The organism is Brucella sp. JSBI001 (genome assembly GCF_026014005.1).
GTDB lineage: Bacteria > Pseudomonadota > Alphaproteobacteria > Rhizobiales > Rhizobiaceae > Brucella > Brucella anthropi.
On sequence record NZ_CP110339.1, the window covers coordinates 1,290,739 to 1,311,254 of the forward strand.

Sequence of the window (20,516 nt, forward strand, 5' to 3'; positions counted from 1 at the left end):
TCTATACATATATATACAAAATTGGATTTTAGTCTTAGAACTTCTCTCCCAAAGGCGCGCGACAAGTGACGCGCTGCACCAGAGGAGAACGTGAATGGCGCAGGAAAATGCCCGGTTTGGCGATCTGATTCGACCCGAAATCCGTGGTCTCAGCCCCTATAATGCCGGTCTCACCATTGCCGAGGTGGAGGCGCGCTATCATCCTCCGGCAATCGCAAAACTCGGCTCCAACGAGAACCCGCTTGGACCGTCACCCAAGGTGCAGGCGCTCTTTTCCGGTGCCCATGATCTGCTGCGGCTCTACCCCGACCCGTCGGGACGCGAACTGGCGCAGGAAATTGCGATCGAGTTCGATTGGCCGCAGGACCGCATCATTCTCGGCAACGGATCGGAAGACCTGATCGGCGTAATCTGCCGCACCGTTTTGCGGCCGCGCGACCGGGTGGTCACACTTTACCCGTCCTTTCCGTTGCACGAGGATTATGCGACGACCATGGGGGCAAGTGTCGAACGGGTTGAAGTGACGCCGTCGCTTGAAGTCGACGTTGATGCGCTGGTGGCTGCAGTTGCGACCGCTCCACGTCTCGTGATGTTCGCAAATCCGCTCAATCCGGTCGGGAGTTGGCTGACACCGGAGGCTTTGCAGCGCGTTGTCAATGCGGTCTCGCGGGAGACGCTGCTGGTCGTGGACGAAGCTTATGCTGAATATGCAGCCGGTGACGATTATCCGTCTGCCGCTACACTTCTGCGCGACAGCGGCCTTTACTGGGTGGCGCTGCGTACCTTCTCCAAGGCTTATGGGTTGGCCGGTGCGCGGCTCGGGTTCGGGCTTGTCAGCGACCCGGACTTGCGCGGGTTTCTGGACCGCGCCCGCACGCCTTTCAACGCCAATGGCATTGCACAGGCTGCGGGGCTGGTTGCGCGCCGGGATAAAGACCATCTCGCAAAGGGTATCGCGCTCGCGCTTAGCGAGCGGGACCGGATGGCCGGTTTCCTGAGCGAGCGACAAATCCGTTTTGCGCCCTCCAAGGGGAATTTTCTGTTCATCGACGTGAAATCGGATTCTGTTGCGTTTGCCGAAAAACTGCTGGAAGACGGCGTCATCGTGAAGCCTTGGAAGCAGCAGGGCTACACGACTTTCATCCGCGTCAGTGTCGGTGCGCCGGAAGAAAATGATCTTTTCATGCGCTCTTTCGAGAAAGCCACAGGACTGGCTTGAGTTTGAAAGCAGGTTTCGGGAGGCTGTCTCCTGATCTCATGCTAGAAAGGCCCCATGAGAGACCTTTTCGACCAGATTGAACCGCATGAAATCCTGGCGCCGGGCGCTGTGCTTCTGCGTGGCTTTGCGCTTCCAAGTGAGGATGCTGTTCTGAAAGCCGTGGCCGATGTTTCTGCCGTGGCCCCCTTTCGTCATATGACCACGCCGGGCGGATATCGCATGTCGGTTGCGATGACGAATTGTGGAGAATTCGGCTGGGTCACGGACCGGACCGGCTATCGCTACAGTGCCGACGATCCGGAAACCGGCCTTCTCTGGCCGACGATGCCGGATGCCTTCCGCGCGCTTGCCCAAACTGCTGCCCGTGAAGCCGGTTATCCTGATTTTGAGCCGGATGCCTGTCTCATCAATCGTTATGAACCGGGTGCGAAACTTTCATTGCATCAGGACAAGGACGAACAGGATTTCAACAATCCGATTGTTTCGGTGTCGCTCGGTCTGCCTGCGACTTTCCAGTTCGGCGGGTTGAAGCGAACCGACCCGATAGCGAGATATATCCTGCATCACGGTGACGTGGTTGTGTGGGGCGGACCTTCACGTCTCTTCTATCATGGCATACTCGCCCTGAAGCGCGGCGAGCATGAAAAACTGGGTCCGTTTCGCCTCAATCTGACATTCCGAAAATCGCGCTGACAGTTGCCAAACGCGATTTTCGGAACGGACAAGCGACAGAAATCGCCTTTTAATTGCGGCGAAGGACCGTTCATTATGTGGCGGTTTTGTGGCAAGTGGAGTTTTAGTTAAACGCCCCGCCGTCGCTTTTACTCTCCGGACGCTCCTTCGCAACCTTATCGCGGTAGCCACTGGCTCGGTAGGCGGCAATCGGTTCGATGGCCCCGCCGGTGCGGCGACGTGCTTCCGCGAGGATCGGTTCGACATCTGTTCGATAGGCACGTTTCAATGTATCGGATGCCATCAGCGCATCGTTTTCCTGTTGATAGGTTTCCAGTGCCTCACGATCCACCAGAAGCGCCTGTGCATAGGCGCGGCGGATTTCATTGGCGGATGAGATCAGGCTTTCCAGCGGATCGGTCACATTATGCGACTGGTCGATCATATGAGCTGGATGAAAATCCTTTACTCCTCGATAATCTGCATCAACCAACTCATTGAAAACAAGGAATAATCGATACGGATCGATAGAGCCGGCGTCGAGATCGTCATCGCCATATTTGCTGTCGTTGAAATGGAAACCGCCAAGTTTCCCGAACTGGATCAGCCGCGCGACGATCATTTCGATATTGGTGTTGGGCGCATGGTGGCCAAGATCGACCAGACATTGCGCCTTTGGCCCTAGCGTCGAGGCGATGAGGTAATTGGTGCCCCAATCCTGCACCACCGTCGAATAGAAGGCCGGTTCATACATTTTGTGTTCGGAGAACAGGCGCCAGTCGTCGGGTAGTGCGTGATAGATTTCACCCATGGAAGCCAGATAGCGCTCAAAGGCGCGGGTGAAATTCTGCTGGCCCGGAAAGTTGGAACCATCGCTCAACCAGACGGTCAAGGCTTTGGAACCTATGGCTTTTCCGATTTCGATACATTCGATATTGTGCTCTACGGCTTGCGCCCGCACTGCCGGATCGACATGGGTAAGCGACCCGAATTTGTAGGAAAGCTTCTGGTCTGCGCCGTCGGCAAATGTATTGGAGTTCATGGCGTCGAAGCCGAGACCCAGCGCTTGCGCATGAGCCTTCAGCTTCTTCGGATCTGCCTTATCCCACGGAATATGCAGCGAAACATTCGGTGTGGCACGGCAAAGCTCGTTGATGACGGCGCAATCGTCCAGCTTGTCGAAAATGCCGCGCGGCTCGCCCCCGCCCGGAAAGCGCCCGAAGCGGGTGCCGCCTGTGCCTGTGCCCCAGGATGGCACGGCCACGTAATAGGCCGCCACCTTGTCTGTAATCGTGTCGATCTCGATGCCACGGCGCAAAAGCTGTTCGCCGAGCGCCTGATAATCGCTCTTCAATGATTTCTCAAAACCGGAATTATGCTCGGCGATGAAATCTGCCGCAATGCGTTGCTCGGACATGGTTCCTCCCAGAATGTCCAGATTATATGGTCAGCGCGGAAAGCTCTGCTGGTTTCCGGCGTCGACATTGATGATGTTGCCGGTCGATTTTGCCGAAGCATCGCTTGCAAGGAAGTAGATGGCCTCTGCTATGTCTTCGGGGAAGACGTTCAGCTTTAGCATGGAGCGCTTGCGATAATGTTCTTCAAGCTCGGAAACATCAATCTTGGAGGATGCGGCACGCTGTTCGCGCCACTCGCCGTCCCATATCTTGGAGCCGCGCAGAACCGCATCAGGGTTGACCACATTGACGCGGATACCTGCATCCGCGCCTTCCAGCGCCAGACAACGCGCCAGATGGATTTCAGCAGCCTTTGCAGCGCAATAGGCCGAAGCATTGGGTGAAGCTGCAAGCCCGTTCTTCGAGGCGACAAATACCACATTGCCGCCGATTTTCTGGCGGCGGAACAAGCGAAACGCCTCCCGCGAAACGAGGAAGTAACCGGTCGCCAGAATGTCGATATTGCGGTTCCACATGGAAAGTTCGGTGGCTTCTACCGGCGCGGATGATGCAATACCAGCGTTGGAAACCAGAATGTCGATGCCGCCCAGCTCGACATTGGCTTCGACAAACGCATTCGCGACGCCTTTTTCGTCGGCGACGTTCAGTTCGACGCTGCGCACCTGATCGGCACCAAAGCGCTTTACGAGATTTTCGTGAGCGGTTTTGAGCGATCCTGCATCGATATCCGCCAGAACCACGCAAGCACCCTCGCCTGCCAGCCGTTCCGCTGTGGCAAAGCCGATGCCGCCAGCGCCGCCGGTAATGAATGCAATGCGCCCGGCGAGGCTTTTCGGCTTCGGCATACGCTGCAGCTTGGCTTCCTCAAGCAGCCAATATTCGATATCGAAGGCTTCCTGTTCAGGCAGGCCCTGATATTCAGATACGCCGGATGCACCGCGCATCACATTGATCGCATTGACATAGAACTCTCCGGCAATGCGCGCCGTCGCCTTGTCGCGCGCGAAGGACAGCATGCCAACGCCGGGGATCAGGAAAATCACCGGATTGGGATCGCGCATTTTGGGCGAATTGTCGTGCTTGCAGGTCTCGTAATAGCGCTGGTAATCGGCGCGATAGGCTTCAAGCGCATCCTCAAGCCCGGCAACGATGGCGTCCACATCCGGCTTGGCCGGATCGAAATTGACGACAAGCGGGCGGATTTTGGTGCGCAGGAAATGATCCGGGCAGGACGTGCCAAGCGCTGCCAGCGGGCGCAGATCGTTTGAATTTACAAATTCCAGCACGGCATCCTGATCATCGAAGTGACCAAGCTTGCGCTCGTCCTTACCGATAAGTCCGCGAATTTCCGGCATCAGCCGTGCTGCAATGGCGCGGCGCTCGGAACCTGGGAGGCTCTGCGTGACAGTACCGCCGAAAGCGGGCTTGCCTGCCGTATTCTGATCCAGCCATTCAATGGCCTTGTTGATGATGGCAAGCGTGGTTTCATAACAGGCTTTAGCATCATCGGCCCAAGTGAAAAGTCCATGACTTTCAAGGATAACGCCCTTAGCGTTGGGATTTGACTGCACGAAGGCTTCAAGGTCGAGGCCAAGCTGGAAACCGGGACGACGCCATGGTAGCCAGCCGATTTCGCCGCCGAAAATCTCGGCAGTCAGTTCACGAGAATTCTTGGATGCAGCGATTGCTATGATCGCATCGGGATGCATGTGATCCACATGCTTGAAGGCGACAAATCCGTGCAATGGCGTATCGATGGAAGCGGCGCGCGGATTGAGGTTGAAGGTGCAGTGCGGCAGGAAACCGACCATGCGGTCCTCGTCCTCGACGCCCTTATAGATGCCCTTCAGCGCATCGAGCTTATCCTGATATAACGTGGCGAAACCATCAAGTTTGATGGTTCCGACATCGCCGCCCGAACCCTTGACCCAGAGAACCTGAACCTTTTCGCCGGTCAGCGGATCAATTTCCTCGACTTTCGCAGACGTGTTGCCGCCGCCGTAATTGGTGATGCGCTTGTCGGAACCGAGCAGATTGGAGCGATAAAGCAGCTTGCCCGGCTCATCCATCGTTGCCGCTCTGGCATCATCCCACCGGTTTTCGAGAAGCCTGCTCTGGGCCACCATGTCATCCTCCCAATTCTGTTATGGTGAATCGCAAGCCGCCTGTACGTCTGCATGTCCGTCCGCATGCATGTCCAATGTGCCAGCGATCATGTTGCGGCAGATATGACGTATCAAACGAATTGCTGTCAATCATAAACGATCATAATCAATCATTAATGTGACTATTGTGCCCCATTGTGATTGTTTGTGATTGACAGGCGCGACATTTATGCCCGATACAAAGACAAGGAGGAGCCATGCACGAAAGAGAGCGCCACCGCATCATCCTGAGTGCTGTTCAGGAAAAGCCGGTGATTACCATTCAGGATCTGGTGGAATTGACGGAGGCGTCGGAAGCGACCCTTCGCCGGGATATTGCTTCGCTCCATATGCAGGGCCGTATCAAGCGCGTGCGTGGTGGCGCAGAGGCTATTCATCCGCCGCAGTTCGGAAATCTCGCAGGCCGTCCTTTCAAGGTTTCGGAGACCGAAAACACGGACCGCAAACGTGCAATCGCTCGCGAAGCCGTGGCGCTTTGCGAGGAAGGCGACAGCATCATCATCAATGGCGGGTCCACGACTTTCCAGATGGTGCATTATCTTGCTCCGCGCCGCCTGCAGGTGCTGACCAATTCGTTTGCTATCGCCGAACATCTGTTACGCCAGTCGAAAAGCACGGTGATCGTGCCCGGCGGTGCGATCTATCGCGACCAGAGCCTTATCCTGTCGCCTTTCGACAATGACGTTATTCGTAATTTCTACGGACGGCGCATGTTCATGGGCTGTCAGGGGATCAGTCCGCTCGGCGTCATGGAATCCGATGCGCTGATCATCCAGAGCGAGCAGAAACTGATGGGCCAGGCGGACGAACTTGTCCTGATGGTTGATTCAACGAAATTCACACGCCGCTCCAGCCTCATCCTTTGCCCTCTCGACCGGGTCAGCACACTGATCACCGATGACGGCATTTCGGACGACGCGCGGCGCATGGTGGAAAATGCGGGCATCAGGCTCATCGTGGCGCAGGTCTCCGCAAATGCCGGCAAGGGCGACCCACGGGAGGATTCCGCCGAGGTGGCCTGAGCCGGAAAAAGCGAAACATATGTCTTTATACTGGGAGGAATGAGACATGAAACTTTTCAAGAAACTGGCACTAGGAACTGCGCTGGCTGTTGCCTTCATGGCCACTCATGCGCAGGCCGCCGACATGAAGATCGGACTTGTCGCGAAGTCGCTCGGTAACGGATTCTTCGAAGCCGCCAACAAGGGCGCGCAGGAAGCTGCGAAGGAATTGGGCGGCGTAGAGGTCATCTATACCGGCCCGACCACCACGACGGCAGAGGGCCAGATCGAGGTCATCAATTCCCTGATCGCGCAGGGTGTGGACGCCATCGCCATTTCGGCCAACGATCCGGATGCTGTCGTCCCTGCCCTGAAGAAAGCTGCACAGCGCGGCATCAAGGTGATCTCGTGGGATTCGGGCGTCGCACCTGAAGGCCGTATCGTCCACCTCAACCCGTCTTCCAACGAACTGATCGGCAAGATGTGCCTCAAGCTCGCAGCCGATCACCTGCCGGACGGCAAGGGCGATTTCGCGATCCTGTCTGCCACCACCACCTCGACCAACCAGAACATCTGGATTGGCGAGATGAAGAAGCAGCTCAAGGACTTCCCCGGCCTCAATCTGGTGACCACCGTTTATGGTGACGATCTGGCCGACAAGAGCTACCGTGAAGCGCAAGGCCTGCTGACTTCAAATCCAAATGTGAAGGTCATCGTGGCCCCCACCACCGTTGGCGTTCTTGCTGCCTCGCAGGCCGTAAAGGATGCGGGCAAGATCGGCGATGTCTATGTGACCGGGCTTGGCCTTCCGTCCGAAATGGCCGGCGCCATCAAGTCGGGCGCAACCAAGGAATTCGCCATCTGGAACCCGATCGACCTTGGCTATTCGGCCACGCAGATCGCCTATCACCTCGTAAAGGGTGATGCCGATGGCAAGCCGGGCTCGGAAATCGAAGCCGGACGCATGGGCAAGATCAAGATCGGCGAAAACGGCGAAGCCGCAATGAGCGATCCTTTCGTCTATGACGCGTCGAATATCGACGAGTTCTCCAAGGTCTTCTGATCGGTAAGCGCATCCCGAAAAGTGGAAACCGGTTTTCGGGACGCGTCTTCAAAAAGGCGGCGCACACATCGCCTGCCGCATTTTTTCTCCCCGGAACACTTTGATCGATTTCAGGTATCTGCGATGAATGCAGCCTTTCAATCCAGCGGCCCATCTGGCGGAGAGCGGACGCTTTCCACCACGGATCAGCCCATTCTGGAAATGCGCGGCATAGCCAAGACGTTTCCGGGCGTGCGTGCGCTCGATGACGTGAACATCGCGCTTTATCCCGGCAAGGTGACGGCGCTGATCGGAGAGAATGGCGCTGGCAAATCCACGCTTGTGAAAATCCTGACCGGCATCTATCAGCCCGACGAAGGCGAAATCTTAATCGGCGGCAAGCCGGTACATTTCGCAACCGCACAGGATGCGACCGACCACGGCGTGACGGCCATTCATCAGGAAACTGTGCTTTTCGACGAATTGTCGGTGGGCGAAAACATCTATCTCGGCCATGCACCGCGCACGATGTTTGGCTTCGTCAACTGGAAGGCTGTCTATGCGCGCTCGCAGGCGTTGCTGTCATCGCTCGAAACGACGGTCGATGCCCGTATCAAGCTGAAAGAACTTTCCATCGCCCAGCGCCATCTGGTTGCCATTGCCCGCGCGCTGTCGGTGGATTCGCGCATCGTCATCATGGACGAGCCGACCGCGGCGCTCTCGCGCAAGGAAGTAGACGACCTGTTTCGCATCGTGGCGCGGCTGAAGGCACAGGGCAAAGCCATCCTGTTCATCAGCCACAAATTCGATGAAGTATATGAAATCGCCGACAATTACGCGGTTTTCCGCGACGGGCACGCCGTCGGCCACGGCACGCTTGCCGATACGCGGCAGAATGAGATTGTCCGCATGATGGTCGGGCGATCCGTGGATCAGGCCTTTCCCAAGCAGGATGTCGCCATCGGCAAACCGGTGCTGAAGGTTGAAAACTATTCGCATCCAACCGAATTTCGCGACATTTCCTTTGAGCTGCGCAAGGGCGAAATTTTGGGCATTTACGGCCTTGTGGGTGCCGGTCGCTCGGAATTCGCACAATCGCTGTTCGGCATCACCAAACCATCCCGTGGCCGCGTGACGCTCGAAAATCGCGAGATCAGCATTCGTCGCCCCGGCGATGCAGTGGCGCATGGGATCGTCTATGTGCCGGAAGAGCGCGGACGCCACGGCGCGGTGCTGCAACTGCCGATCTTTCAGAATGTTTCGCTGCCATCGCTCGCCCGCACCTCGCGCAATGGTTTTCTGCGCATGGCGGAAGAGCTGGCGCTGGCGCGAAAATATGCCGAGCGTTTCGACCTGCGCGCAGCAGCGCTTTCGGTCCCTGTCGGAACCCTTTCCGGCGGCAACCAGCAGAAGGTCGTCATCGGCAAGTGGCTCGCGACCAATCCGAAGGTCATCATTCTCGATGAGCCGACCAAAGGCATCGATATCGGTTCCAAGGCAGCGGTTCACGCCTTTATCAGCGAATTGGCCGCCGAGGGGCTGAGCATCATCATGATCTCGTCGGAACTGCCGGAAATCATCGGCATGTCGGACCGTGTGATGGTCATGCGCGAAGGACTGATGGAAGGCATCTTTGAGCGCGCCAGCCTCGACGCGGAAGTGCTGGTGCGCGCCGCCACCGGAAACACGGAGTAGACGATGAAACAGTTGCTCAAGCAGCGCGAACTTCTGCTTCTTGTCATCATCGCTATTCTGGTAGGGCTGTTTGCAAGCCGCGCTCCGGGTTTTGCCAGCGCGCATAATCTGGCGAATATTTTCAACGATACGTCCATCCTCATCATTGTCGCGCTTGGACAGATGGCGGTGATCCTGACCAAGTCGATCGATCTGTCGGTCGCCGCCAACCTCGCCTTTACCGGCATGGCGGTGGCGATGCTGAATGCGACCTATCCGGGCCTGCCGCTCGTGTTTCTCATTGTGCTGGCAATTGGCATCGGCGCGGTTCTGGGCGCCATCAACGGCATTCTGGTCTGGAAGCTCAACATTCCGGCGATTGTCGTTACGCTCGGCACACTCACCATCTATCGCGGGATGGCCTTTGTGCTCTCCGGCGGCGCATGGGTGAATGCCCATCAGATGACGGCGCCGTTTCTCAACACGCCGCGCACGCCCTTTCTTGGCCTGCCGCTCCTCGGCTGGACAGCAATCCTGATCGTCGCGCTCGTCTATGTGCTGCTGACGCGGACATTCTTCGGTCGCGCCCTTTATGCCTCCGGCGGTAATCCGACCGCAGCCGTCTATACCGGGATCGACGTCGGCCGCACGCGCTTCTTCGCCTTCGTGCTGTCGGGTGCGCTCGCCGGGCTTTGCGGCTATCTCTGGGTGTCGCGCTACGCCGTCGCTTATGTGGATGTTGCAGCCGGATTCGAACTCGACAGCGTTGCGGCTTGCGTCATTGGCGGTATCTCGACACTTGGCGGGATAGGCTCTGTTGCCGGTGCGGTTCTTGGCGCCCTGTTCCTCGGTGTCATCAAGAACGCCCTCCCCGTCATTGACATATCGCCCTTCTGGCAGATGGCGATTTCCGGCTCCGTTATCATCTTGGCCGTGATCTTCAATGCACGACAGGAAAAGCGGCGCGGACGCATCATCCTGCGCGACAAGGCTGCAAAAACTTACGAGGAGGTTGCGGCATGAATAATGAACAGCGCCGTCATATCCCCGACCGGCTCGGAACGCCATTCTCCCGCATCTTCGCAAGCTGGGAAATGCTTTTGCTTGGCGTGGCGATTGCGATCTTCATCGCGAATTCCTTTGCCTCGCCCTACTTCCTCAATGCCTGGAACCTGTCGGACGCCACGTTCAATTTCACCGAAAAGGCATTGATCGCCTTTGCGATGACGCTTCTCATTATTTCCGGCGAAATCGATCTTTCAGTCGCCGCAATCATTGCGCTCGCCTCGACGGCGATGGGGGCAGCGGCGCAGGCAGGTGTCGGCACACCCGGCCTCGTGATGATCGGCATCGGCACCGGTCTTGTCTGTGGCGCGATCAATGGCGGACTGGTGGCCGGGCTGAAACTGCCATCCATCGTCGTGACCATCGGCACGATGAGCCTTTTCCGCGGCATTTCCTATATCGTGCTGGGTGATCAGGCATTTGGCGGCTACCCGGCAAGCTTTGCCTATTTCGGACAGGGCTATGTGTTCTGGGTGATCTCTTTCGAATTCGCACTGTTCGTTCTGTTTGCCGTGCTGTTTGGCATACTGCTGCATGCCACCAGCTTCGGTCGCCGCGTCTATGCCATCGGCAACAATGAATTCGCCGCCCGCTTCTCCGGCATTCCGGTCGAGAAAACCAAATTCGTGCTCTTCTTATTGACCGGCGTGATGAGCGGTATCGCCGCCGTCTGCCTCACCTCGCGCCTCGGCTCGACACGCCCATCCATTGCACAAGGCTGGGAACTGGAAATCGTCACCATGGTCGTGCTGGGCGGCGTGTCGATCCTCGGCGGCTCGGGCACAATCGTCGGCGTGGTGATTGCCGCTTTCGTGATGGGTCTCGTGACCTTCGGGCTTGGGCTTCTCAATGTGCCGGGCATCGTCATGTCGATCTTCATCGGCCTCCTGCTGATCGTCACCATTTCACTGCCGATCCTCATCAGGCAGTTCAAAACGAGGCGTGCAGCATGACTGGCGAACGCTATGCATTTCGCATGAAGCTCAATCCGGGCATGGAAGCGGAATATCGCCGCCGGCATGACGAGATATGGCCGGAACTGGTGGACCTTCTGTACGCAGCAGGCGTGTCGGACTACGCGATCTATCTCGATGAAGAGACCCATATCCTGTTCGGCGTGCTGGTACGTAAGCCCAATCACGGCATGGCCGCCCTGCCTGATCATCCGGTGATGAAAAAGTGGTGGGCGCATATGGCGGATATCATGGCAACGAATGCCGATAATTCGCCGGTTTCCGTGGACCTCAAGCCAGTGTTTCACATGCCATGAAGCGCATTGCCATTCTGGATATAGGCAAAACAAACGCTAAAGTCGTTGTGCTTGATGCGGCAAGCGGCGAAGAAATCGTCGCAAACCGCATCTCCAATACGGTGCTGTGCGATGGCCCCTATCCACATTATGACATCGAGGCTCTGTGGCGCTTTTTCCTGAAAAGCCTTGCCGCTTTTGTCAACGAGCCGGGCTTCGACGCCATTTCCATCACCACGCATGGCGCGGCGGCGGTGCTCGTCGCAAAGGACGGCACGCTGGCCATGCCTGTCCTCGACTATGAACTCGACTATCCGGCTGAAATCCGCGCGGCCTATGCGGCCATAAAGCCGGACTTCAAAGTTACATTCTCGCCACCGCTGTCGCTCGGTCTCAATCTCGGTGCGCAGCTTCATTATCTGAAGACGGTATTTTCCGCCGATCTTGCGCGGGCGCATTTCATATTCACCTATCCACAATATTGGGCTTGGCGCCTGACCGGTGTCGCCGCTACGGAGGTGACATCGCTTGGCTGTCATACGGATCTGTGGTTGCCGAAGGAAACCGCCTTCTCACCACTTGTCGACCGGCTGGACATTCGCGCAAAATTCCCGCCGCTTCGGTCTGCCTTCAATGCGTTGGGCGAAGTTCTGCCCGAGATTGCATCAGAAATCGGCCTTTGCAAAGCCGTACCGGTTCATTGCGGCATTCACGATTCCAATGCATCGCTGCTCGCGCATCTGATGGATCGGGAGGGTCCGTTCTCGGTCGTCTCGACCGGGACGTGGGTGGTCAGTTTCGCCGTTGGCGGTAATTTAGACGGGCTTGACCCGGAACGCGACACGCTTGCCAATGTCGATGCCTATGGCCGTGCTGTTCCATCCGCCCGTTACATGGGCGGGCGCGAATTCGATATCATGACGGAAGGACTGACCGTTCCCCCGGTCATCGACCAGCCCGATACTGCAGCAAAGGTTCTAGCGCAGCACATCATGGCGCTGCCGTCAGCCGTGCCGGGTTGCGGTCCCTATCCGAGTTCCAATCTTCGCTGGATCAATGCTGACACAGCCAGCGATGCTGAGCGCTATGTTGCCGCCTGCATCTATGCGGCGCTGATGACGGAAACCTGTCTCCACCTGCTGGGTGCCGATGGACCGGTTATCGTCGAAGGGCCGTTTGCCGGAAACCCGGTCTATCTTGAAGCGCTGGCGAATTTTACGGGACGAGACGTCGAAGCTGTATCAGGATCGACCGGCACGTCGCTTGGTGCTGGATTGCTCGCAGGTGCAACGGTTCCGGAGAAACACGGCAGGATTTTCAGACCGGGCAATGAAGCCTACGCCGCTTACCGAAAGCAATGGATTAGGAATACGGCATAAATTACTGAAATAATATATAATATGCCCTGAAATAAAATGATCTCCGGGCTGCTTTTCCTAACATGTCTTTATCCCAAAAACGGTTCCCACTTTTGGGAGACATGTTCTAGTTCAACGCTTTCTGCCGTGTCTCCACATCGATGAAAAAGGCGATAATACCGGCCAGCGCCAGAAGTCCCGCAAACAGTGCCACGGCGACATAGAAGCTCTGGCTGATGACGAGTGCCAGCGCGGACGGCGCAAGCAAGCCGCCAAGGCGAGCCATCGCGCCCGCCGCTCCCATTCCGCTTGCGCGCAATCCCGTCGGATAAAGCTCCGGTGTGAAGGCATAGAGCGCGCCCCATGTGCCAAGCAGGGCAAAGCTCATGATGAGAATGGATGCACCGACAACCGCTGAACTGTTGGCCACTGTAAAGAGAGCACAGGCCGCAGCGCTGATGAACAGAAAGGTGATCAGCGTCTTCTTGCGTCCCCACGCTTCCACGCCATAGGCGGCGAGTGCGTAGCCCGGCAATTGAGCCAGTGCAACCACGACAAGGAAGCCGTAGCCGCGGACGAAGCCAAAACCATCACCGGCAAGCTTGGCCGGTATCCAGGTGAAAATACCGTAATAGGACACCGAAACGAGAAACCAGATTGCCAGCGTCGTCAGCGTGCGCTGGCGCAGATTTGGCGAAAGAAGCTTTTCGCCTGTCACCATAAGGGGCGCTTCTAGCCGGGCCTTCGGCGGCAACTCCGGTTTGCCATTACGGCGAAGCACGCGGTTCATGACCGATTTGGCTTCTTCCGGACGTCCCGATTTCAGAAGATGCATCGGGGATTCCGGCACCCAGAGGCGCAGCCAGATGCCGATGAGCGCCGGTGCAGCAGTGACGATGAAGATATAGCGCCATCCATCTTCTACGCCTGCAAGGCTGGTGGCCCATGCCGCAAGGGCGATGATAACGGTGCCGACCGCCCAGAAACCTTCGAGCATCACAAGCCAGCGACCGCGATTCTTGGCGGGAAGGAATTCGGCCATCATCGCATAGTCGACCGGCAATGTTCCGCCGACTGCCAGGCCAGTTATGAAGCGCAGGAAGAGCAAAATGCTGAAACTGGGCGCGAATGCCGAAAGCAGTCCGAAAACGGCATCGCAGGCGACAGTGATCAGAAGCACGCGACGGCGACCGTATTTATCCGCCAGTCTTCCGAACACAGCTGCACCGATCAGCATGCCGAGAAAGAACAGCGTGCCGGTCTGCAATGCCTGTGGGACGGTCAGGCCAAAAGTCTTTGCAATGGCAGCACCAGTAAAGCCGACCGCCAGCACCTGCATGGCGTCGGCGGCCCAGACAAGGCCAAACACACCCAGAAGACCGCGCTGAAATGCGCCCGTACCCGCCTGATCGAGCGTCTGTTCGATGGTAACTTTCATGCCGCGACGTGTCCCCTGCTACCGGCTGAAGATATGCTGCCTTTTACAGCGCCGACGATGGGCTGCTGTCAATCGCCCTTTTCAGATATTGCCCGATCTTTTGCCTGCAAATATTCCCAGAAGCTCTCGGCATGGGCCGGAAGTGCCGCATCGTGACGATAGATACGGACCTCGACCGTGAAATCCCAATAGGGATCAGTTGAGGCTGGCACTAGCTCGCCGCGTTGCAGTTCGTCATAGATGAGGCTTTCGGGCAGCCAGGCCATCCCCCAGCCTGCAAGCGCCATGGCCTTCAGACCGATCGACATGGTGTTTTCGTGAACCACCTGACGCTTGAACGCGGTACCGGATGCAAATTTCTGCGACAGGGCAGCGCCAAAGAAGGAAAAGTCACCATAGCTCAGATATGGCAATGGCGCCCCGCTGGCAACGGCATGATCGAGGATCGGGCCTGTCGGAGACGGGCGCGAGACCGGCATCAGCCGTTCCGTGCCGAGTACGATGTACGGAAACTGTGTGCGGTCGATCAGGATCGGCACGGAATTGTGCGCATAGGTCAGGAAGAAATGAACCTCTCCTTCCGTCAGCGTCGCGATATTGTCCTCGAAACCACCCCGATCCGGACTGAGCAGAGAGCGTATGCTGCCAACATCGTCATCGATCTGCTTCAGCCAGTGCGGAAAGAATGTGACTGTCAGCGTGTGCAAGGCTGAAAATGTGAGGACGGGGTTTTGGACCTCGCGGCTCGGCTGCAGTGCCTTGCGTGTGTTGTAGAACTGGCGAACGGTATCCTGCGCGACCGGCAGAAAAGTTCGTCCCTCACGAGTAAGCTCTGCAGGAAAAGTCGCGCGATTGACGAGAGTAACGCCAAGCCAGAGTTCAAGCTGCTTGATGCGACGGGAAAACGCGGATTGCGTCACATGCCGGGTATCCGCCGCGCGCGAGAAACTGGACGTTGCCGCCAGCGCGATGAAGTCTTCCAGCCATTTCAGTTCCATTGGGTCGGGGCCTTTCCAGCAAAGGGCAATAAGGCAGTATGGCAATAGGGCAGTATGTTTGGTTCGGCTCGAACGAGACCTTTTTCCTGCTGCCTTACCCCTTATGCAATTTCTGCATAGTGATTGCAAAACATAGCATTGGCAGCTCCCAAGCTTTTTCCATACCGTCCGGCAAAACTGTTAAACGCGCATCTGTTCCGAAAACCGCTTCACGTTTTTCGGGGTGCGCACAATCAATCACATAGATGTCCGAGGACGTGTTTTGGCCAGGGTAATTTATTTGAACGGCGCTTTCGTTGCTGAGAACGAGGCGAAAGTGTCGGTGTTCGATCGCGGCTTTCTGTTTGGTGACGGTATTTACGAAGTCAGTGCTGTCATCGATGGCCGCCTTGTTGACAACGAACTTCACCTCGCCCGTCTGGAGCGCTCCGTCAGGGAACTCGGAATTCCGTTGCCTGCTTCGCTGGACGCCATTCGCGCCGCACAGATCGAGCTGATGAAGCGCAATGAACTGCATGAAGGCGTCGTCTATATGCAGGTGACGCGCGGCGAAGCCGAACGCGATTTCGTCTATACCGACGACATCAAGCCGAATTTCGTCATGTTCACGCAGGCCAAGAACCTCGCCAGTTCGCCGTCGGTCCAGAATGGCGTAAGGGTGGATGTTGCACCGGATACGCGCTGGGCGCGCCGCGACATCAAGACCGTCATGCTTCTGGCGCAGGTGCTGGCAAAGAAACAGGCCAAGAGCAAGGGCTACCATGAAGTCTGGCTGGTTGAAGACGGCTTCGTTACCGAAGGCGGTTCATCGACGGCATTCATCATCACCAATGACAATGTGCTGGTAACGCGGCCGAATTCGCACGCTATCCTCCCCGGCTGCACGCGCCGCGCCGTGATCAAGATCGCGGAAGAACAGCACCTTCGCATTGAAGAGCGCCTGTTCACGGTCGATGAGGCGAAGGCCGCCAAAGAAGCGTTTCTCACGAGCGCATCGAGCTTCGTGACGCCAATCATCGGCATTCAGGATCATACGATTTCCGACGGCAAGCCGGGGCCGATCACTCGCCGTTTGCAGGAGATCTACATGGATATGGCTCGCACGGGATCTGAGCCGGTACTTCAGCCGTGACTAACGAACGGGTTTTGCCTGCAAGGTTGCGAACAAGACCTGTTTTCTGCAAAACGATAGAATCCTAGAGGAAGGCCCGCTGCTGTGGGCTTTCCTCATGCGCATTATCGAGGCCAGCACACGGAAAAAACCATGACAGGCAAGGCACGCGACTACGGCATCATCTGCGGCATCATGCAGCCGGGCGAAAACAACGCCATCACCGATGTGCCGGGCGTGCGCGTGGGGCACCGCACGTTGCGCAACGGCGATATCAATACCGGCGTGACAGCAATCATCCCGCATGGCGGCAACATATATCGCCGCAAGGTGCTGGCCGCTTGCGATGTCATCAATGGTTTTGGCAAAAGCACCGGTCTCGTGCAGGTCGAGGAACTGGGCACGCTGGAAACGCCGATCCTGCTCACCAATACATTTGGCGTCGGAACCTGCGCCAATGCGTTGATCCGAGAGGCGATTGCAGACAATCCCGATATCGGGCGCACCACGGCGACCGTCAATCCGGTCGTTCTGGAATGCAATGACGGTCCGCTCAACGACATTCAGGCCATGGCCGTCACGGAAGCGGATGCGCAGGAAGCCTTGCAGATTGCGGGAACGGACGTTGGTGAAGGCAATGTCGGTGCAGGAACCGGCATGAGCTGTTTCGGTTTCAAGGGTGGCATGGGCACATCCTCGCGCCGGTTCGAACTCGACGGCAAGGTGCATCACCTCGGTGTTCTGGCGCTGACCAATTTTGGCCGCGCCGGTGATCTGGTTCTTCCGGATGGGCGCAGGCCTTCACCGAAGGCCGAAGCACAGCCGGAAAAAGGTTCAGTCATTCTGGTGCTGGCGACAGATGTTCCGATGGAACACCGCCAGTTGAAGCGCGTGACCCGCCGCTGTGGCGCGGGACTGGCACGCCTCGGTGCATTCTGGGGCCACGGAAGCGGTGATATCGCCATCGGCTTTTCAACGGCTGTGACATTCGACCATGATGAAACGCGTGATATGGTTGAAATCGCGGTGCTCAACGAAAACCGTATCGATACGCTGTTTCGCGCGGCAGTTGAATGCACGCAGGAAGCCGTCCTCAACTCCATGTGCATGGCTGAACCTATGCGCGGACGCGCCGCAAACCGTCGCTCGCTGGCCGACTGGCTGGAAAGCAACAAAGATTAGACGCGGCAACCTCTGACGGGGTCCACATCAAATCCTGATATTTTCTGTGTATTGCCACATTTGGCTTCGATCATTCCCTAATGGTCGAAGTCGAAGGATGGCAATATGCTGCAAAACCGCGACTCGGCGCGACCCATGGCACGCTCCCACGAGTTTGGGCTGCTTAGGCACAACCGTTGCCGGTATAAGGGCGCTTCGTTTTCGGGGCAGTCATATGCCGAATCGATGACAGCGCTGAAATTTCAGGACCAATTTTTTGACGACATCGTTTGTTCGCCTGACTGTACTGGGAAGTATCCTGCCATTGCTGGCGGCATGCGTCACCGTTGGTCCTGACTATCAGAAGCCAAATGTGCTGACGCTTGCTGGTTGGAACAGCAAGGCTGACAAGCGTGCCCCTCAATTGGGTGATTGGTGGAAAAACCTGAAAGACCCGGTTCTGGATCAGCTGATAGCGGACGGAATTGCCGGTAGCCCGGATGTTGCTACTGCGAAGGCGAAGGTGCGGCAGACCCGCGCCAATTACACCTCGGCCGGTGGCGCGCTTTATCCGCAGTTGGATGGAAGCGGAAGCTTCACGCGATCTGACAGTGGAACTACTCTTGCCTCCAATCAGTCGAGCATGGGTTTAAAACCCAATGGGAACTCGATCTTTTCGGCGGCAACAGGCGCGGTGTGGAAGCAGCCTACTACAATGTCGAATCCGCAAATGAGCAATTGCGGGCAGCGCTCGTTACGCTGATCGGCGACATCGCAACCAACTATGCAAACTTGCGCGGTGCGCAGGCCAATATTGCCATTGCGCAGCGCAATGCGGCGTCCCAGCGGCAGACCGTAGCACTGACGCGCAGCCAGCTGGAAGCCGGACAAATCTCGCAGGTCGATCTTTTGAGCGCCGAGACACAGGCAGCATCGACTGAAGCCCAGATACCGGGTCTGCGGATCAGCTACGCCCAATATCTCAATCAGTTGTCAGTGTTAACGGGCCGGTCTTCTTCGGCACTTGCGGGTGTTCTGGACAAATCACGTCCGATACCCGCGATCCCACGCAAAATTTCAGCCGGCCTGCCTGCCGATTTGCTGCTCAGCCGCCCGGATGTCCGCGCAGCGGAACGCGATTATGCAAGTTCAACTGCCAGCATCGGCCAGAAGCAGGCCCTGCTCTATCCAAGCATTTCGCTCACCGGTAACATCAACACCGGCGGCCCCAATTTCGGTGACCTTGGAAAACTGTCGACAATCAGCTGGGCTTTCGGTCCAAGTTTGAGCGTACCGATCTTCCATGGCGGCCAGCTGAGTGCGGATGTCGACGCGGCGAAAGCTGCACGCGACCAGTCGTTTATCGCCTATCGGAAGTCCATCCTGACGGCGCTCAGCGAAGTCGAGAATGCCAGCGTATCGCTCAACCAGAACCGTTTGCGCACCGCGCAGCTACAGAAAATCGTTGGCAACAGCCGCAAGATCAACGAGCTGACGCTGGAACAATATAGAGCTGGCACGAAGAGCTTCGTTGATGTGCTGACGGCGCAACGCGACCTTCTGAACGCAGAAACCAACCTTAGTCAGGCCCGGACCGATCTGGTCCTGAATTATGTCGCCCTGCAGAAAGCACTGGGTGGCGGCTGGAACGGCATCATTGATGTTGCGAAACCTGAAGTCGTTGACGGCTATACAGGTCCGCGTATCGTCAAGACCCCGCCGCTTCCTCCGCTGACAACCGATAAGAGACCACTATGAAACCCAAGTCGAAACGCCGTTTTCGCTGGCGCCTGTGGCTGGCCATCCTCATCGCATTGCTGATCGTGGGCTATTTTGTCGTCCGCTCCCTCACGAAAGAAGAACCTCTGCCCGCCACGACTGAAATCAAGCGCGGTGAGATCGAAAGTTCGGTTCTTGCAACGGGTACTTTGCGGCCAAAAAACCTGGTTGCCATCGGTGCGCAGGCGACAGGCCGCATTCTCTCGCTCAAAGTCAAACCGGGCCAGCAGATAAAGGCCGGCGAAGTCGTTGCCCTGATTGACTCGACCAATCAGCAGAACGAGCTGAACAAGGCCCAGGCATCGCTTCGCCAGAACGAGGCCACCCGTGCACAGAACCTTGCCGATCTGGAGCTGGCCAGGCAGGATCTGGCGCGAAACCAGATGATGATCGGCAAGAATGCCGTTGCACGTGCGGATTACGACAAGGCGGTCAGCACCGTAAAGTCGAAGGAAGCACAGGTCGCCAACAGCGAAGCGGCGATTGCGGCGGCGAAAGTCGACGTCCAGATCGCCGAAACCAATCTCGCTTATACCCGCATCACAGCGCCCATTGACGGCACGATCCTTGCGACGGTGGTTCAGGAAGGCCAGACCGTTAACGCGCAGCAAAGCGCGCCGACGATTGCTATTCTCGGGCAGCTCGACACGATGACCGTCGAGGCGGACATTTCGGAAGCGGATGTTACTCAGGTTCGCGAAGGAATGCCGCTTTATTTCACCATATCGGGACAAAACCTGAAGCGTTATGACGCGACGCTGGAAAAGATTGAACCGGCTCCGGATTCTATCGTCAGTGACAAAAGCTTCACGACAACGGCTGTGAGCGCATCGAGCTCGGCGACAGCCTCGGCCATTTACTACAAGGGTATTTTCAGCGTTCCCAATCCGGATGGGCTGCTCAGAACCTACATGACGACCGAAGTTCATATTCTGCTTGCGAAGGCAAAAGACGCCTTGATTGCGCCTGTGACCGCTCTCAAGGACACGAGTGAACCGGGCAAGGCCACGGTTCGCGTGGTGACAAGCGCCAACAAGATCGAAGAACGCACGGTCGAAACCGGCATTACCGACAAGGTCAATACCGAAATCCGTTCGGGTCTGAACGAGGGGGATAAGGTCGTGACCGATAATCAGGTTACTGCTCCTGCCCCGGACAGTTTCTGA

Annotated in this window: 18 protein-coding genes; 14 read left to right on the top strand and 4 right to left on the bottom strand. The window is 57.2% G+C overall.

The window, feature by feature from the left end; genetic code table 11:
• Nucleotides 1–94: 94 nt before the first annotated feature.
• The gene (locus LJ361_RS06320) at nucleotides 95–1,219 is read left to right on the top strand and encodes a histidinol-phosphate transaminase (RefSeq protein WP_151615674.1); all 1,125 of its coding nucleotides are present in this window, start codon (nucleotides 95–97) and stop codon (nucleotides 1,217–1,219) included.
• 54 nt (nucleotides 1,220–1,273) lie between these two features.
• Nucleotides 1,274–1,912 (top strand): DNA oxidative demethylase AlkB, encoded by a 639-nt coding sequence (gene alkB, locus LJ361_RS06325; RefSeq protein ID WP_036582603.1) that lies wholly within the window; start codon nucleotides 1,274–1,276, stop codon nucleotides 1,910–1,912.
• Nucleotides 1,913–2,015: 103 nt separating this feature from the next.
• On the opposite strand, the gene rhaI is transcribed toward alkB, so the two are convergent.
• The gene (rhaI, locus tag LJ361_RS06330) at nucleotides 2,016–3,308 is read right to left on the bottom strand and encodes an L-rhamnose catabolism isomerase (RefSeq protein ID WP_151615673.1); all 1,293 of its coding nucleotides are present in this window, start codon (nucleotides 3,306–3,308) and stop codon (nucleotides 2,016–2,018) included.
• A gap of 30 nt (nucleotides 3,309–3,338) precedes the next feature.
• Nucleotides 3,339–5,435, bottom strand: coding sequence for a bifunctional rhamnulose-1-phosphate aldolase/short-chain dehydrogenase (locus LJ361_RS06335; protein WP_264813018.1), 2,097 nt, complete (start codon nucleotides 5,433–5,435; stop codon nucleotides 3,339–3,341).
• A gap of 236 nt (nucleotides 5,436–5,671) precedes the next feature.
• Between LJ361_RS06335 and LJ361_RS06340 the strand changes: the two genes are divergently transcribed.
• From LJ361_RS06340 to LJ361_RS06370, 7 genes are all read left to right on the top strand, one after another.
• Nucleotides 5,672–6,496 carry a DeoR/GlpR family DNA-binding transcription regulator gene (locus tag LJ361_RS06340; RefSeq protein WP_010658769.1) on the top strand — a complete coding sequence of 275 codons (825 nt, stop codon included), beginning with the start codon at nucleotides 5,672–5,674 and terminating at the stop codon, nucleotides 6,494–6,496.
• A 46-nt stretch (nucleotides 6,497–6,542) separates the two neighbouring features.
• Nucleotides 6,543–7,538, top strand: a complete 996-nt coding sequence (gene rhaS, locus LJ361_RS06345; RefSeq protein ID WP_010658768.1) for a rhamnose ABC transporter substrate-binding protein — start codon at nucleotides 6,543–6,545, stop codon at nucleotides 7,536–7,538.
• A 123-nt stretch (nucleotides 7,539–7,661) separates the two neighbouring features.
• Nucleotides 7,662–9,212, top strand: a complete 1,551-nt coding sequence (locus tag LJ361_RS06350) for a sugar ABC transporter ATP-binding protein (RefSeq protein WP_151615671.1) — start codon at nucleotides 7,662–7,664, stop codon at nucleotides 9,210–9,212.
• 3 nt (nucleotides 9,213–9,215) lie between these two features.
• Nucleotides 9,216–10,214, top strand: a complete 999-nt coding sequence (locus LJ361_RS06355; RefSeq protein WP_010658766.1) for an ABC transporter permease — start codon at nucleotides 9,216–9,218, stop codon at nucleotides 10,212–10,214.
• Nucleotides 10,211–11,209 carry an ABC transporter permease gene (locus LJ361_RS06360; RefSeq protein ID WP_010658765.1) on the top strand — a complete coding sequence of 333 codons (999 nt, stop codon included), beginning with the start codon at nucleotides 10,211–10,213 and terminating at the stop codon, nucleotides 11,207–11,209. Before LJ361_RS06355 ends, LJ361_RS06360 begins: the two co-directional genes overlap by 4 nt.
• Nucleotides 11,206–11,526, top strand: coding sequence for an L-rhamnose mutarotase (rhaM, locus tag LJ361_RS06365; RefSeq protein ID WP_151615670.1), 321 nt, complete (start codon nucleotides 11,206–11,208; stop codon nucleotides 11,524–11,526). The genes LJ361_RS06360 and rhaM overlap by 4 nt, the downstream gene beginning before the upstream one ends.
• Complete coding sequence (locus LJ361_RS06370) at nucleotides 11,523–12,884, top strand: FGGY-family carbohydrate kinase (protein ID WP_151615669.1); 1,362 nt, start codon at nucleotides 11,523–11,525, stop codon at nucleotides 12,882–12,884. Before rhaM ends, LJ361_RS06370 begins: the two co-directional genes overlap by 4 nt.
• Before the next feature lie 106 nt (nucleotides 12,885–12,990).
• Here LJ361_RS06370 and LJ361_RS06375 read toward each other — a convergent pair whose 3' ends face one another.
• Nucleotides 12,991–14,301, bottom strand: coding sequence for an MFS transporter (locus tag LJ361_RS06375; RefSeq protein WP_264813020.1), 1,311 nt, complete (start codon nucleotides 14,299–14,301; stop codon nucleotides 12,991–12,993).
• 68 nt (nucleotides 14,302–14,369) lie between these two features.
• Entirely contained in the window at nucleotides 14,370–15,299 is a 930-nt protein-coding gene (locus LJ361_RS06380) for a LysR family transcriptional regulator (RefSeq protein ID WP_010658761.1), read from the bottom strand.
• 262 nt (nucleotides 15,300–15,561) lie between these two features.
• Between LJ361_RS06380 and LJ361_RS06385 the strand changes: the two genes are divergently transcribed.
• The 5 genes from LJ361_RS06385 (at nucleotide 15,562) to LJ361_RS06405 (ending at nucleotide 20,516) form a co-directional block, all read left to right on the top strand.
• A complete protein-coding gene (locus tag LJ361_RS06385) occupies nucleotides 15,562–16,431 on the top strand; it encodes a D-amino-acid transaminase (protein WP_029375951.1) in 870 nt (289 codons plus the stop codon).
• Between the two features lie 132 nt (nucleotides 16,432–16,563).
• Complete coding sequence (locus LJ361_RS06390; protein WP_151615666.1) at nucleotides 16,564–17,592, top strand: P1 family peptidase; 1,029 nt, start codon at nucleotides 16,564–16,566, stop codon at nucleotides 17,590–17,592.
• Nucleotides 17,593–17,848: 256 nt separating this feature from the next.
• Complete coding sequence (locus LJ361_RS06395; protein WP_264813022.1) at nucleotides 17,849–18,334, top strand: TolC family protein; 486 nt, start codon at nucleotides 17,849–17,851, stop codon at nucleotides 18,332–18,334.
• Nucleotides 18,268–19,329: a TolC family protein gene (locus LJ361_RS06400; RefSeq protein WP_264813023.1), complete on the top strand. Its 1,062-nt coding sequence runs from the start codon at nucleotides 18,268–18,270 to the stop codon at nucleotides 19,327–19,329. The genes LJ361_RS06395 and LJ361_RS06400 overlap by 67 nt, the downstream gene beginning before the upstream one ends.
• A complete protein-coding gene (locus LJ361_RS06405; RefSeq protein WP_010658757.1) occupies nucleotides 19,326–20,516 on the top strand; it encodes an efflux RND transporter periplasmic adaptor subunit in 1,191 nt (396 codons plus the stop codon). Before LJ361_RS06400 ends, LJ361_RS06405 begins: the two co-directional genes overlap by 4 nt.

Bases quoted from the DNA above. Each gene is read 5' to 3' on its own strand.
- LJ361_RS06320 (WP_151615674.1), top strand. From the start codon at position 95: ATGGCGCAGGAAAATGCCCGGTTTGGCGATCTGATTCGACCCGAAATC.
- alkB (WP_036582603.1), top strand. From the start codon at position 1,274: ATGAGAGACCTTTTCGACCAGATTGAACCGCATGAAATCCTGGCGCCG.
- rhaI (WP_151615673.1), bottom strand. From the start codon at position 3,308: ATGTCCGAGCAACGCATTGCGGCAGATTTCATCGCCGAGCATAATTCC.
- LJ361_RS06335 (WP_264813018.1), bottom strand. From the start codon at position 5,435: ATGGTGGCCCAGAGCAGGCTTCTCGAAAACCGGTGGGATGATGCCAGA.
- LJ361_RS06340 (WP_010658769.1), top strand. From the start codon at position 5,672: ATGCACGAAAGAGAGCGCCACCGCATCATCCTGAGTGCTGTTCAGGAA.
- rhaS (WP_010658768.1), top strand. From the start codon at position 6,543: ATGAAACTTTTCAAGAAACTGGCACTAGGAACTGCGCTGGCTGTTGCC.
- LJ361_RS06350 (WP_151615671.1), top strand. From the start codon at position 7,662: ATGAATGCAGCCTTTCAATCCAGCGGCCCATCTGGCGGAGAGCGGACG.
- LJ361_RS06355 (WP_010658766.1), top strand. From the start codon at position 9,216: ATGAAACAGTTGCTCAAGCAGCGCGAACTTCTGCTTCTTGTCATCATC.
- LJ361_RS06360 (WP_010658765.1), top strand. From the start codon at position 10,211: ATGAATAATGAACAGCGCCGTCATATCCCCGACCGGCTCGGAACGCCA.
- rhaM (WP_151615670.1), top strand. From the start codon at position 11,206: ATGACTGGCGAACGCTATGCATTTCGCATGAAGCTCAATCCGGGCATG.
- LJ361_RS06370 (WP_151615669.1), top strand. From the start codon at position 11,523: ATGAAGCGCATTGCCATTCTGGATATAGGCAAAACAAACGCTAAAGTC.
- LJ361_RS06375 (WP_264813020.1), bottom strand. From the start codon at position 14,301: ATGAAAGTTACCATCGAACAGACGCTCGATCAGGCGGGTACGGGCGCA.
- LJ361_RS06380 (WP_010658761.1), bottom strand. From the start codon at position 15,299: ATGGAACTGAAATGGCTGGAAGACTTCATCGCGCTGGCGGCAACGTCC.
- LJ361_RS06390 (WP_151615666.1), top strand. From the start codon at position 16,564: ATGACAGGCAAGGCACGCGACTACGGCATCATCTGCGGCATCATGCAG.
- LJ361_RS06405 (WP_010658757.1), top strand. From the start codon at position 19,326: ATGAAACCCAAGTCGAAACGCCGTTTTCGCTGGCGCCTGTGGCTGGCC.